The following is a 13,181-nucleotide window of genomic DNA, read 5'->3' as shown; positions in this document are numbered from 1 at the left end:
AATTGAGCCATGCGACAATGCCTACGACTGCTCGCAATGACGATTTTTGAACTACTTTAAATTAGACCAAATGCGGTTTTTTGCAATATAGAAAAAGATAGTAAACACTACTAAAAACATCATAACTTTAAGACCCATAGATTTACGGTGTTCCATTTCCGACTCAGCTGCCCATTGTAGAAATACTGCAACATCATGCGACATCTGCTCTACGCTTGCTTTAGTACCGTCCATATAGGTTACCTGCCCGTCTGTAAGCGGCGGCGGCATTGCTATTTGCTCACCTGGAAAATACGGATTATAATGAGCCCCTTGCATCAACTTAAAATCTGCCGGCGGTTCGGTATAGCCGGTAAGCAGCGAATATATATAATTAGCTCCATCATGACGTGCTTTTATTATCAACGATAAATCAGGAGGATGTGCTCCATTATTAGCTGCTCTTGCTGCCTGCTCATTAGGGTAAGGAGGTACAAAACGATCGGATGGAAGAGCGGGACGGTCAAACATCTCACCGTCATCATTCGGACCGTCTTTTACTGTATAACCTTTGGCAATCTCTTTTATCTCATCATCCGAAAAGCCAATATCTTTCAAGTTACGGTAATATAAATTGTTTAAACCGTGGCAAATGCTACAAACTTCTTTATAGACCTGAAAACCTCTTTGTGCTGCTTCACGATTAACTGTGCCAAATACGCCGTCAAACGACCATTTCATCTTTTTTGGATGTAATGCTTTTTCGTTGGCTAAACTTAAGCACGAAGTTAGTATTATGATGATAGAAATAAGTAGTTTATTGTGCATTATAAGTATTAAAAAAATTAAAAATTTCAGAGTAAAGTATCCAATATGCAAAACACATATATAATACTAATGGCAATATTGTAATAATGCTAACCCATAATTTTCGTGGTTTATATATTATTTTAAAATTTAATTGTTTGTCCCAAATAGTAGAATTTGTAGAAACCAATCGTTTATATAATAAATAATACACTAGTTCGTTTAATAGCGGTAATAAGTATGCTGATCCTCTAGTAATAACTAAAATTTCTCTTTTAATAAGTGTACTAAAACTATAAGACAAATTATTTATATTTACTATTTTTATACCGCATATCCTTTTTCCTAGTGTATTCCCAAAACAATATATAAATATTGTGTTTATTAACATACTAATTATAACTAGCAACATACCGGTAATATATCCTTCAAATACACTACCTTGCCAAAATTCTAAGATTTTAATAGCATAACTGATATTTTTTATCTTTAGAATTTCTAGTACTAGATATATAACAATTGCATATATAATATAATCCATTGTTCTTGCTGCCCATCTTCACCAAGCATGTAAGGCAGTTATTTTTTCAGGAATTTCCCAACTTATAGATTGCATATATTGTTTGTTATTTTTTATGCTATGATCTTTTAAGTATTATAATGTCATTCCCGTGCAGGCGGGAATCCAGCATAAAGCGAGATAAATCGAGCTTTTAATTTTAAAAATTTGCTGTATTTATACTTATTTTTCTGGATTCCCACCTGTGCGGGAATGACATAAAACGAACCATGCAACAACGCCATGTATGGACCTTCCTAATAATGCAAGAAAAAAATAACATTTAATAGCTAAAAAGCAAATGCAGTCATGTATCCAACTTATAATTGATAAATTACCTTACTTGTATATTTACCGTATAGCCCTGATGGAATTCGTTTGCCTACAAACTTTTACTTATCACTTCGACGGCTTCTATAGAGCCTGTGCGTTAATCAGTTTTTTCGTAGGTTAAGGTTTGTCTTATTCACCATCAATATTATCTCTCACGCATATTTCGGATTGGAATTTTTACATATATTATTATCTAATTTATTCAGTTAATATTGGCAATTCAACAATATATTATTACCTTAATTAACTACAAACTTTAGTTTCGTTGTAATCATTGCCGGTACGTAATACTGCGAATACTATTCGTGCCAATTTATTTGCTACAGCAACGGTAGTTTTATTATGCCCGCATCGCTCCGATAAATTATACATCCACTGGGTAAATCTAGTAAAATCCTTTTTGTTTTTTTGTGCTTCAGTTGTAAACCTTAGCTTAGCATTTAATACCGCTCTTGCTCCTTGAATCAATAAAGTACGTAAATAAGTATCGCCTCTCTTGCTTATACTAAGTAACCTCTCTTTACCTCCACTCGAATGTTGTTTTGGCACTAAACCAAGCCATGCTGATAATTGTCTACCATTATTAAAATATTTTGCATTACCTATTGAAGCTATCAATGCTGTAGCAGTAATTAAACCTATACCGGGTATAGATGTTAAACGTTTATATTGTTCTAACTCTGTTGCTAATATTTTTAATCGCTTTTCTAGCTCTATTATTTTTTTATCATTATCTATAAATTCTTCTTTTAACTCGATGAATGTTGTATAGCTTATTGGGCTTAAACCGCCATTATCTAAAACTTCTGTTAATTTAGCAGTAACTTTATTTATACCCTGAGGAATAGTAAAACCAAATTCATTTAGTAATCCTCTTATCTCATTGGCAAGTGCAGTACGATTTTTTACCAACCTTGCTCTTATCCTGTGAATCAACAAAATATCTCGTTGTCCTACACTTTTTATCGGTACATATCTCATATTCGGTCTTGTTACTGCTTCACAAATCGCTTCGCTATCTGCCTGATCGTTTTTATTAGTTTTAACATATGGTTTTACAAATTGTGGTGCTATTAGTTTAACCTCATGACCTAATTTTGTTATTTCTCTTGCCCAATAGTTAGCTCCGCCGCAAGCCTCCATACCTACTAAACATTTTGGTAAGTCAGCTATATAACTCAACACCTGATCTCTCATCAATTTTTTCTTTAATATTGCTTTGCCATTTTTATCTACTCCATGAATTTGAAAAATTCTTTTTGCAATATCTATGCCAATTGTGTTAACTTCCATTTGGACCTCCTTGTTGTTGCCTAGGATTAATTTCCTATTCTAGAACAATAATACATTATTATTGATTCCGTATATAGGGAGGTCCATACCATTACTTCGGTACTGCAATGACAGTATTACAACTCCTTCGGTAGCGGCAGCGGCTTCTCATATTTACCTATCAGCGGCAAGGCTACTAAGAAATGGAAAAAGTAATAACAAGCAGCAAAGCGGCTAATTGTAATATACGGCTCTTCTGCCGGTTGCCCGCCTAAATAACCAAGCAATAAACAATCTGCCATAAATATCCAAAAAGCAATTCTATATATCGGTCTATAATTGCTACTTCTGACTTTTGAAGTATCAAGCCACGGTAGTAAGAATAACACGAATATACTTCCGAACATTAATAACACTCCACCGAGCTTAGACGGTACGGCTCTAAGGATTGCATAAAACGGTAGAAAATACCATTCAGGTACGATATGAGCAGGCGTAACTAAAGGATTTGCCGGAACATAATTATCGGGATGTCCTAAATAATTAGGTTCGTAAAAAATAAAATAGGCAAATATTATGAAATAAACTCCGAAACCGACAAAATCCTTTACGGTATAATAAGGGTGGAAAGGAATAGTATCTTTAGGACTTTTAACGTCGATACCTTTCGGATTATTTGAACCATGTTGATGTAAGGCTACTAAATGCAGCATCACAAGAGCAACAATAATAAACGGCAATAAATAATGCAGTGAAAAGAATCTATTTAATGTTGGGTTATCAACGGAAAAACCACCCCAAAGCCAAGTAACTATGGATTCTCCTATTAGCGGAATAGCCGAGAATAAATTAGTAATTACCGTAGCACCCCAGTAGCTCATCTGCCCCCAAGGAAGCACATAACCCATAAAGGCAGTAGCCATCATAGTTAGAAAAATGATAATACCGATATGCCAAAGCAGTTCTCTCGGTGCTTTATAAGAGCCGTAATACAAACCTCTTGCTATGTGTAAGTATACAGCAGCAAAAAACATCGATGCACCTACCGCATGAGTATAACGCAGTAACCAGCCGTAATTTACATTACGCATAATCCTCTCGACACTATCGAAAGCATGATCAACATGCGGCGTATAGTGCATAGCAAGTATAATGCCGGTGATTATCTGAATCACTAAAGCAATACCGGCAATAGAGCCTAAATTCCACAAATAGCTAAGATTTTTTGGAGTTTGATAATGACTAAAATGTTTTAGGAAAGAGACAATAGGTAGGCGATAATCTATCCATTCTATAATAGCATTAGGCTTTTTAGGGGTAATATCTTCATTCATAAATAACTACCCGATTCTAATTTTTTTGTCGCTAATAAAACTATAAGGCGGCACTGCTAAATTTAAAGGAGCAGGACCTCTTCTAACCCTACCTGAAGAATCATATTGTGAGCCATGGCACGGACAGAACCATCCATCATACTCACCTTGATTAGCAAGCGGCACACAACCTAAATGAGTACAAATCCCGATTGTCACAAGCCAGTTATCATGCCCTGCTTTCACACGTGCTTCATCAGTCTCAGGATCAATAAGCTCCGACATCTTTACCGCTCTTGCTTCAGCTATTTTATCAGGAGTACGGTTTGTGATAAAAACCGGTTTACCTTGCCATTTAACCGTAACTGTTTGCCCTACCGCAATATTTGATAGATCAACCTCAATTGATGATAAAGCAAGCACGTCTGCGGAAGGGTTTAAGGAATCAACGAGAGGCCAAAGCGTACACACAGCCCCGACCGCTGCAACACTACTAGCCGTTAGAACCATAAAATCACGACGTGTAGTTTGTTTGTTTTTATTATCTTCAGTATCCGACATATAATATTAAAGTGACATAAATTAACGATTATTATTACTACCGCTTTGGGTATTATTAATATTATTTGGATTTTCTAGTTCTTCATAAGGGTTTATTATAGGAGGTTCAGCGTCTGCAGCACTATCTGCTTGTTTTGGCGTAAGCTTATTTATTTCATCTTCTAACACTTTTGCTCCTGTTCCTTCTTCATGCTTATATTCTCCGGGATTACTTAAGCAATTCCAAAAACTAACTAAATGATTCCAATTAGGACCGAGTTTTGTAGTACAATTTTGAGCAACTGCTTTAGTTGTATCTAATATCTCGACTGTAGTTTCAGTAAAATAATCTATAAACCCAATTTTTTTTAAGCCCAATACTGTATAATATAAAGTAATCAAGGAAGCAACTGCTATAATTAAATACCATTTAGTGATAATAGACCACAGAAAAAATCCCATAGGATTTGCTGCAATTAACCTTCGTAAAGCCTGCCACATATATTTTTCTCAAAAAAATTTATTAATAATATTCATCTTTATTTTATATCACTACATTAGTAAAAATAAAGCAAAATCACGTAATATTATAAATATTTTTAATTAAATAGGAACTCAAGAAGAATGAAATCGGTAAAAATACTAAATTAATTCCTATCATAATAAAAATTAATTGTAAGTTATTATCTTGTAATATTAAACCTGTCATTATAATACTCGGAATTAATAACGGCATGATAAACGTACCGACAAAGTTAGCATTCTTCTTAAAATAACATTGCACGCTACCGGATAAAACTACTAAACTACTTGATAAAACTAACATCATCCATACGCTAATAAAGAAAAATATTATCTCAAGCAAAGTTTGATCAAAAAAAACATAAATAATGGGTAAAACAAAAACCAGCCCTACCGTACTACTGATAAATATAGCAAAAAATTTAGCTAATATAATTTTTTCATAACTGACCGCCGATAACAATAATTCTAAAGTACCGTCTTCTAAATCGGATTTGAATATAACTGAGGAAAAACCGATTAATGAAATTAATAAACAAATTACCGAAAAAATTAAACCGAATTTGTTAATATCCCTTTCACTGTTAATTAAAATAGTACTAATTATGCAAAATAAAAAAAATATAACTATATATTTAATTATATTATTAATGCGATTCTGCACTATAAATTCACGCTTAATTAATACAAATAGATTATTCATGATTAAATAAATTATATATTAAGTACATTATTGCAGAAACCGTCAAACCTATACCAATTTCAACAATAACTATAGCGATATGCTGAGCAAGTAGCTTATCATTGATAAAATTTGTTAGTGAATAATAATTTAAATAATTATCGTTAAAAAAGAGTGATATTGTTCCTACAATTGCATATATTGCTACACCTAAAACAGCAATAGAAATTAGCACGTTAGGAGGAAAATATCTGCTTAATTTTCGATTACCGTAAACTAAATCATAAGCAATAAGGCTAGATGCAAATATAACACCCGCTTGAAACCCACCACCCGGCGAAGACTCACCGTTAAGCTGAATATATATACTATATAAAATTATATAAGGTATTATAAAACTAGTGATATATTTTATTATCGGATAAACTTTGAGTTTTGTCATACCGTGGAGGGGCCACGGTATGACATCCTCCTTTGAAAATATCAACAACACAGCAATTCCTGCAATTAAAATTACGCTAGTTTCACCTAAAGTATCATAAGCACGGTAGCTTGCAAGAATAGCCGCAACAAAAGAAGGTACACCTATATCTCTAGAGGTATTTTCGAGATAATATTTACTTGAATGAATATGAATAGGAGCATTATCATCACCGTAATTCGGTAATTCTAACCCCATATAAGCAAGAGTTACTACAAACAATAAACATATTAAACTTGCGGGAATAATATTAGTTCTCTCAATATTCTTTAAATCAGGAGGTAATTTACTTAACAAATTCAAATATACGCATGTTGATAAGCAAGCTCCAAGTGCTGCCTCGGTCATTGCGACATCAGGAGCATCCATAATAAGATAAGATACACCGATTAATAAGCTAAATATTGACGCAGCAATAACTGCATTTAGTAAATCTTTAGCAAAAATTATTTTTATTGAGATTAAAATCAATAAAAAAGCAATTAAGTTAAGTAGGTAATTGCCGAGATCAAAATTTAAAGCTGTTTTTACTGCCATATGGTTATTAAAATTTAACGTCATTGCGAGGAGAAACGTAGTTTCGACGTGGCAATCTTATCAAGCAGCCTGAGATTGCTTCGTCAAATTACTTCGTAATTTTCCTCGCAATGACGGTAGCTCGAATTTTCATAAATAACGATGCTTTACCGAGTGCATGGGTTGCTACCGGATTTAGTAGAAAAATCAATAAAGCCGCTAAAATTAATTTACCGGAGTTAACAATATCTGCTTCAATGCACGCAAAACCTATTAAGCAAACAGGCACTCCAAAACTCTCAATAACACTTGCTGCATGTAATTTAGTATAAAAATCAGGAAATCTAAAAAAACCGATTATCCCTGAAAATATAGCAAATAATCCAATAATTACTAATAATATTCCTATATAGTATAGTGTCATTTTTGTTAATCTTATTAATTATTTAGCATTGATAGACGAAGATCAACTTCAAAAAGAGCAAGGAATCCACAAGACGAGGAGCGGAGCGTATACTTAATACGTGAGCACCGCAGTACTTGTAGGATGACGTAGCCAATTTTTGAAGTTCATCGAGTATATCACTCACCCTGAGCCAAGCTATACCCTGCCACACCATCAAACTTAAATAAATTCTCTACTTTGATAAAATCGATATTTGCTTTACTTAAAGCTTCAAGCAATTTTGTTATATCTAAATGCTTTATTTCCGTGCTGTCTTTATTCATAAAACGACAACACCAATGATCGGAAACAGTTTCAAACCTTGTATCACGAGGCCATAATTTTAGCCCTTTGGACGAAATTGTTTTTAGCTCAACATTACCAAGATCTAGCTTATTAATTTTATCTGCTATGTCATGAGCGAAAGAAACATTCATATTCACAAATATATCCGTACCGACCAATTTCTTAACTTCTTTAGTATCAATTTTATAATCTATATTACTTTCTTGTTTCTCGGCAATCAACGGATAATCTGCTTTAGGTAGCTTTGTCGGTATCTGTCCTAATCTTTTCGTTACTTCTTCAGCAAATTCTTTTGTACCAACTTTTTTACTAGAATTCTGCTCATTATATATATCGGCTGTATGAACTCCATCTTCTATAGTTTTTTTCCAAGCATTTTCGATTAAACTAGCAATATCACCCTGCCCTATATGTACTAGCATCATTATAGCAGCATTTAAAAGCCCTGACGGATTTGCGATATCTTTGCCGGCAATATCGGGAGCACTTCCATGTACCGCTTCAAACATCGCATAATACTGCCCGATATTTGCAGAACCGGCAAGCCCCACAGATCCTGAAATTTCAGCAGCTACGTCGGATATGATATCACCGTATAGATTAGAAGTCACGATAACGTCAAATATTTCCGGTTTGGTTGCAAGCCTTGCCGTTCCGATATCAATAATATAATGCTCATTATTAATTTGTGGATATTCTTTTGCAATCTCATTAAATACTTTATGAAAAATCCCATCGGAAAATTTCATAATATTATCTTTGCTTAAGCACGTGACTTTTTTGCGGTTATTTTTTACCGCATATTCAAAAGCATATCTAATAATTTTTTCACACCCTGTATGACTTATCAACTTCATTGATTCATACATATTATGCGTTTGTCGGTATTCTATACCTGCGTATAAATCTTCTTCGTTTTCACGTATGATAGTGAGGTTCAGATGCGGATGTAATGTCCTAGTAAAAGGATGAAATGAAACAGAAGGACGAATATTAGCAAAAAGCTGTAATGTTTTACGAATCGTGACATTTAAGCTTTTATACCCCCCTCCTTGTGGAGTGGTAATCGGAGCTTTAAGTATAATTCCGGTACGTTGTATCGATTCCCAACTTTCTTCACTTATGCCTGAAGTATAATGCTTCTTGTAAAGCTTTTCACCTACTTCAATGGTTTCTAAGCGAATACGAGCCTCAGCTTTACGTAATATATAAAGCACCGCCTCCATTATTTCAGGTCCTATACCATCCCCGTATGCAATTGTAATCGGTGTAAATTCTGCCATATTAAATACTCTTGTTAAATAATAGCACTCCTCTATCATCCCGTGGCTTGACCACGGGATCCAGTTAAAAATACTAAACTATTAGTATTTTTTATTGTTTTTATGGACCCCGTGGTCAAGCCACAGGGTGACAATAGGAAAACTATCAATAGTTAATTGTTACTTCTTTTAACCTCTCATTCAACATAAAAGTCACTTCGGAAGTTATATTCAAATTATTTTTGGCATATAAGACTTGAGCACTTGGAATTACCAAATTAAGGTTATATTTCTCAGCAAGTTCACTAATTATTGTGATAGTTGTTTCATGGACTCTACTCATAGCCTCAGCGTGTGCTTGTTCAAGCTTTGTTTTCTTAATCTGAATTTCTTTTCTAACGTGGCTAACTTTTGCATTAAATTCGTTTACTTTATGCTCAAATTCGGTTTCACTTAAATTAGAACGCTCATTTAATAATTTCTCTTCCAGCGGTTTAAATTCTGCTTCTTTTGCAGCAATATCCTCCTGGATTCTATGGTTAAGCTTTTCGATTTTATTACGCAAATCTTTTATAGCAATCGAACCTTCCAATATAGATTGTACATCAGCAACAGCTACTCTAACTTTGAAATTATCTTCTTTAATCGGCATATTTTGTGCTTTTGCTATTACTGAGAAATTTATGAATATACATAAACATAATATTCGGTATATCATCTTTGGTCCTTTTAGATTAAACGGTGTCGGCTACCTTCGTCATTGCGAGAAGATATTGTTACGTGGACCGGTAAAACCCAATGTGTCACCCCGTGTCTTGTCCACGGGGTCCATAAAAACAATAAAAAATACTAATAATTTTAGTATTTTTAACTGGATCCCGTGGTCAAGCCACGGGATGACAAAGGTGAAATTGGTCCACGCGGGCAATGCCCGCTCGCAATGACGTTTCTTATTAATTCTCAGAATAAATAACATCAAGTGATTTGTCTATCATTAAAAACTTAACTGTTACCTAACGTTGGCACATTCCTCTCTCCCAATGGTGTATACTCCTCACCATCTGAATAATAAGGATCAAACGGAATAGTTTTTATTATCTCTTGCCTTACATCTTCTTCACTAAGAAGATATTCAGTATCAAGACGATTTAACTCAACATAAATTTCATGTTGTTCATTAAATTTATATAAAAAATTAAAAGCTTTCTGAATATATTCCTTGTCATCTTTCTTAACCCAAACTGCTGTAATATCTTTTGCAGCTTTGATATGCTTTTCATCATCATCCATAAAAAATACATTTGCTTTATTAGTTATTCCGGTATTATTCATTATTTCTCTTATATATTCTTTTTTAGTACAATTTTGTATTTCTTGAAAATTATTAGAAGGTAAACCTGATTTTATATGTATATTTTTTACTATTTCTTTGTCTAATAATTGTTCTAATGCATATTTTTCGGCATTGGGATAATCATTAAACGATGCTATAGCTATTTTATGACCGGATGATATGATGTTTTTAAAAAGACGTACTAATTGCTCTTCATTTTTCCAATCTAAGTTTTCATTATCTAAAAAATTTTCCATCAGCTCTATAGTGAATTTTTGTTCAAGCCTAGCTATTTCTTTATCACGATCCTCATATGAGCTAAAAAAGCGATTTTGTATATTACGTGCTATTAAGCCTCCTAACCTCTCCCCTATATAATTATGCGAATGCCTCTTAACTAAAGTGCCATCAAAATCAAATATAAATAGTGCTATATTATCGTTCATTAATTTCTCTTATTTTAAAGTTTAAAAATTCTTAGTAATTTTTATTCTGCAGTTAAACCAATTTCTTTTTCAAGAACTTTATTCCAATTTTTGGTATTTTAGTGTATAATACGGAAAACTATTGTAAACTTATGAGAATTTTTAAAGATGACATCTATTCGTAATATAGCAATTATTGCCCACGTTGATCATGGGAAAACTACGCTTGTTGATAATATGCTTAAACAAAGCGGGACATTTAGAGCTAACCAAGCAGTAGCCGAGCGTGCTATGGACTCTAACGACCTTGAGCGTGAGCGTGGAATAACAATACTAGCCAAATGCACTGCTCTTATGTGGAACGATATCCGTATTAATATCGTTGATACACCTGGACATGCTGATTTTGGCGGTGAAGTAGAACGCATATTAAGTATGGTTGACGGTGTTGTGTTACTTGTCGACGCTTCTGAAGGACCAATGCCGCAAACAAAATTCGTGCTTTCTAAAGCTTTAAATCTCGGCTTAAAACCTATCGTTGTTATTAATAAAATCGATAGAGACGACCAAAGAATTAAAGAAGTTATCGACGAAGTATTCGAGCTATTTGTGGCACTCGAAGCAAATAATTATCAGCTTGATTTCCCTATAGTTTACGCATCAGGTAGAGCAGGTAGAGCCTCTTTAAACTTTGATGATAAAATTAATCCTTTAGATAATTTAGCAGATGATTTAGCTCCACTTTTCGACCTAATAGTAAAACATGTACCAAAACCCGCAGCTGACGATAAAGCACCGTTTTCTATGCTTGTTACTACTAGAGAATATAATTCTTTCTTCGGTAGGGTTTTAACGGGGCGTGTACAAAGCGGCACTGTTAAAATCAATCAAAACGTAAAAGTATTAAATCGTGAGAATAAAGTACTTGAAACCGGACGTATCACTAAAATATTAGCATTTAGAGGTTTAGAGAGAATCGCTATAGATGAGGCTACAGCCGGCGATATTATTGTCGTAGCAGGCGTTGAAAACGCCAACGTTGCCGATACTATTTGTTCACCTGAAGTAACCGAAGCTGTACCGTCTCTACCTATTGACCCCCCAACTTTATCCATGACCTTTAGCGTTAATGACTCACCGCTTGCAGGAAGTGAAGGGACAAAAGTTACGTCAAGCTTGATTGGAGCTAGGTTAATGCGTGAACTTGAGAGTAACGTCGCACTAAAAGTTACCGAAGCTGCTGAAAAAAATGCTTTCCAAGTTGCAGGACGAGGAGAATTACAGCTTGGTATCTTAATCGAAACTATGCGTCGTGAAGGGTTTGAGTTATCTATCAGTAGACCCGAAGTATTATTCCAAACCGATGAGAAAGGTAATAAACAAGAACCGATGGAAGAAATTCAAGTTGACGTTGATGATGATTATGTCGGAGTGGTCGTAAAATCTTTAGCACTTAGAAAAGCCGAAATGACTGATATGAGACCGTCAGGCGGAGGTAAAAGCCGTGTTACGTTTATCGGACCTTCTAGAGGGTTAATCGGCTATCACAGTCAGTTTTTAACCGAAACACGAGGCACGGGGATTATGAATCGTATTTTCCACGGATATGCCGATTATAAAGGAGCTATCGAGGGAAGACGCAACGGCGTACTTATCTCTAACGGTGACGGGGCAGCGGTTGCATATGCTCTATGGAATCTAGAAGAAAGGGGAAAAATGTTTATAAACCCTAGCGATAAAGTATATAGAGGTATGATTATCGGCGAACATAATCGTGATAATGATTTAGAAGTAAACCCGCTAAAAGCGAAGCAACTAAGCAATGTTAGAGCATCAGGTAAAGATGAAGCTATAAGACTAACCCCACCGATGCTTTTAACTCTAGAGCAGGCAATCAGCTATATACAGGATGATGAAAGGGTTGAAGTAACACCGAAATCTATTCGTCTGCGTAAGGCTCTACTTGACCCTAACGACCGTAAAAGAGCTGCGAAGTAGGTATTGCCTAGAAAAATTGTTGTCCGTCATTGCGAGGAAAAACTGTAAGTTTTGTACGTCCGCAATCTCAGGATATTTGACGAGATTGCCACGCTCCTTTCAGTTGCGGCGTTGTTGCATGGCTACCAAATCGTCATTGCGAGGAGCGAAGCGACGTGGCAATCTAGAAAAAATAATAAAAAAATTCTGTAAATCAGAATTTTTAACTGGATTGCTTCGTCGAATTACTTCGTAATTCTTCTCGCAATGACGAAAAACTGAGCCATACAACAACACCTTCAGTCGCTCGCAATGACGATTTAACAAAATTGTGTAACTACACTATTACTTTTGATAAATCAGCAAGTCAACTAACGATGTTTAGATCTTGTTTATAATATACTCCGAGTAAATGAAGAGTCGGTATAC

The 13,181-nt window shown here is 34.7% G+C and carries 12 protein-coding genes and 2 pseudogenes; 1 reads left to right on the top strand and 13 read right to left on the bottom strand.

The window, feature by feature from the left end; translation table 11 throughout:
• Positions 1-51: 51 nt before the first annotated feature.
• The 13 genes and pseudogenes from ACE38Q_RS00635 to ACE38Q_RS00575 all read right to left on the bottom strand — a co-directional run bounded on the left by ACE38Q_RS00635 (position 52) and on the right by ACE38Q_RS00575 (position 10,796).
• On the bottom strand, positions 52-807 hold the full coding sequence (locus ACE38Q_RS00635) for a cytochrome c1 (protein ID WP_500189685.1): 756 nt from the start codon (positions 805-807) through the stop codon (positions 52-54).
• Positions 797-1,333: pseudogene (locus ACE38Q_RS00630) on the bottom strand (RDD family protein); the annotation flags it as partial. The gene ACE38Q_RS00635 and the pseudogene ACE38Q_RS00630, both read right to left, overlap by 11 nt.
• A gap of 588 nt (positions 1,334-1,921) precedes the next feature.
• Complete coding sequence (locus ACE38Q_RS00625; RefSeq protein ID WP_500189684.1) at positions 1,922-2,971, bottom strand: IS110 family RNA-guided transposase; 1,050 nt, start codon at positions 2,969-2,971, stop codon at positions 1,922-1,924.
• A 116-nt stretch (positions 2,972-3,087) separates the two neighbouring features.
• The gene (locus tag ACE38Q_RS00620; protein WP_500189683.1) at positions 3,088-4,284 is read right to left on the bottom strand and encodes a cytochrome b; all 1,197 of its coding nucleotides are present in this window, start codon (positions 4,282-4,284) and stop codon (positions 3,088-3,090) included.
• 6 nt (positions 4,285-4,290) lie between these two features.
• The gene (gene petA, locus ACE38Q_RS00615) at positions 4,291-4,824 is read right to left on the bottom strand and encodes a ubiquinol-cytochrome c reductase iron-sulfur subunit (RefSeq protein ID WP_410527676.1); all 534 of its coding nucleotides are present in this window, start codon (positions 4,822-4,824) and stop codon (positions 4,291-4,293) included.
• Between the two features lie 21 nt (positions 4,825-4,845).
• Positions 4,846-5,304 carry a DUF2670 domain-containing protein gene (locus ACE38Q_RS00610; protein ID WP_500189682.1) on the bottom strand — a complete coding sequence of 153 codons (459 nt, stop codon included), beginning with the start codon at positions 5,302-5,304 and terminating at the stop codon, positions 4,846-4,848.
• A 76-nt stretch (positions 5,305-5,380) separates the two neighbouring features.
• A complete protein-coding gene (locus tag ACE38Q_RS00605; protein WP_500189681.1) occupies positions 5,381-6,028 on the bottom strand; it encodes a heme exporter protein CcmB in 648 nt (215 codons plus the stop codon).
• Complete coding sequence (locus ACE38Q_RS00600; RefSeq protein ID WP_500189680.1) at positions 6,021-7,049, bottom strand: DUF4040 domain-containing protein; 1,029 nt, start codon at positions 7,047-7,049, stop codon at positions 6,021-6,023. Before ACE38Q_RS00600 ends, ACE38Q_RS00605 begins: the two co-directional genes overlap by 8 nt.
• Positions 7,050-7,113: 64 nt before the next feature.
• Entirely contained in the window at positions 7,114-7,428 is a 315-nt protein-coding gene (locus ACE38Q_RS00595) for a Na+/H+ antiporter subunit G (RefSeq protein ID WP_488266988.1), read from the bottom strand.
• Positions 7,429-7,586: 158 nt separating this feature from the next.
• Positions 7,587-9,038 (bottom strand): NADP-dependent isocitrate dehydrogenase, encoded by a 1,452-nt coding sequence (locus ACE38Q_RS00590; RefSeq protein ID WP_500191173.1) that lies wholly within the window; start codon positions 9,036-9,038, stop codon positions 7,587-7,589.
• Between the two features lie 30 nt (positions 9,039-9,068).
• Positions 9,069-9,172: pseudogene (locus ACE38Q_RS00585) on the bottom strand (proline/betaine transporter); the annotation flags it as partial.
• Between the two features lie 11 nt (positions 9,173-9,183).
• A complete protein-coding gene (locus ACE38Q_RS00580; RefSeq protein ID WP_218460728.1) occupies positions 9,184-9,735 on the bottom strand; it encodes an OmpH family outer membrane protein in 552 nt (183 codons plus the stop codon).
• 284 nt (positions 9,736-10,019) lie between these two features.
• Positions 10,020-10,796, bottom strand: a complete 777-nt coding sequence (locus tag ACE38Q_RS00575) for an HAD family hydrolase (RefSeq protein ID WP_500189679.1) — start codon at positions 10,794-10,796, stop codon at positions 10,020-10,022.
• A 147-nt stretch (positions 10,797-10,943) separates the two neighbouring features.
• Here ACE38Q_RS00575 and typA point away from each other — a divergent pair, with 147 nt between their 5' ends.
• Positions 10,944-12,773, top strand: coding sequence for a translational GTPase TypA (gene typA / locus ACE38Q_RS00570; protein ID WP_500189678.1), 1,830 nt, complete (start codon positions 10,944-10,946; stop codon positions 12,771-12,773).
• Positions 12,774-13,181: the final 408 nt, after the last annotated feature.

The sequence above is a fragment of the Rickettsia endosymbiont of Thecocarcelia acutangulata genome (genome assembly GCF_964263195.1).
Taxonomy (GTDB): Bacteria; Pseudomonadota; Alphaproteobacteria; order Rickettsiales; family Rickettsiaceae; genus Rickettsia; species Rickettsia felis.
Note: the sequence above shows the minus strand (reverse complement) of the source record. Positions and strands in the feature narration are given on the sequence as shown.

What these genes read in the sequence shown, in the direction of transcription:
- ACE38Q_RS00635 (WP_500189685.1), bottom strand. Translation starts at nt 807, where the DNA reads ATGCACAATAAACTACTTATTTCTATCATCATAATACTAACTTCGTGC.
- ACE38Q_RS00625 (WP_500189684.1), bottom strand. Translation starts at nt 2,971, where the DNA reads ATGGAAGTTAACACAATTGGCATAGATATTGCAAAAAGAATTTTTCAA.
- ACE38Q_RS00620 (WP_500189683.1), bottom strand. Translation starts at nt 4,284, where the DNA reads ATGAATGAAGATATTACCCCTAAAAAGCCTAATGCTATTATAGAATGG.
- petA (WP_410527676.1), bottom strand. Translation starts at nt 4,824, where the DNA reads ATGTCGGATACTGAAGATAATAAAAACAAACAAACTACACGTCGTGAT.
- ACE38Q_RS00610 (WP_500189682.1), bottom strand. Translation starts at nt 5,304, where the DNA reads ATGTGGCAGGCTTTACGAAGGTTAATTGCAGCAAATCCTATGGGATTT.
- ACE38Q_RS00605 (WP_500189681.1), bottom strand. Translation starts at nt 6,028, where the DNA reads ATGAATAATCTATTTGTATTAATTAAGCGTGAATTTATAGTGCAGAAT.
- ACE38Q_RS00600 (WP_500189680.1), bottom strand. Translation starts at nt 7,049, where the DNA reads ATGACGTTAAATTTTAATAACCATATGGCAGTAAAAACAGCTTTAAAT.
- ACE38Q_RS00595 (WP_488266988.1), bottom strand. Translation starts at nt 7,428, where the DNA reads ATGACACTATACTATATAGGAATATTATTAGTAATTATTGGATTATTT.
- ACE38Q_RS00590 (WP_500191173.1), bottom strand. Translation starts at nt 9,038, where the DNA reads ATGGCAGAATTTACACCGATTACAATTGCATACGGGGATGGTATAGGA.
- ACE38Q_RS00580 (WP_218460728.1), bottom strand. Translation starts at nt 9,735, where the DNA reads ATGATATACCGAATATTATGTTTATGTATATTCATAAATTTCTCAGTA.
- ACE38Q_RS00575 (WP_500189679.1), bottom strand. Translation starts at nt 10,796, where the DNA reads ATGAACGATAATATAGCACTATTTATATTTGATTTTGATGGCACTTTA.
- typA (WP_500189678.1), top strand. Translation starts at nt 10,944, where the DNA reads ATGACATCTATTCGTAATATAGCAATTATTGCCCACGTTGATCATGGG.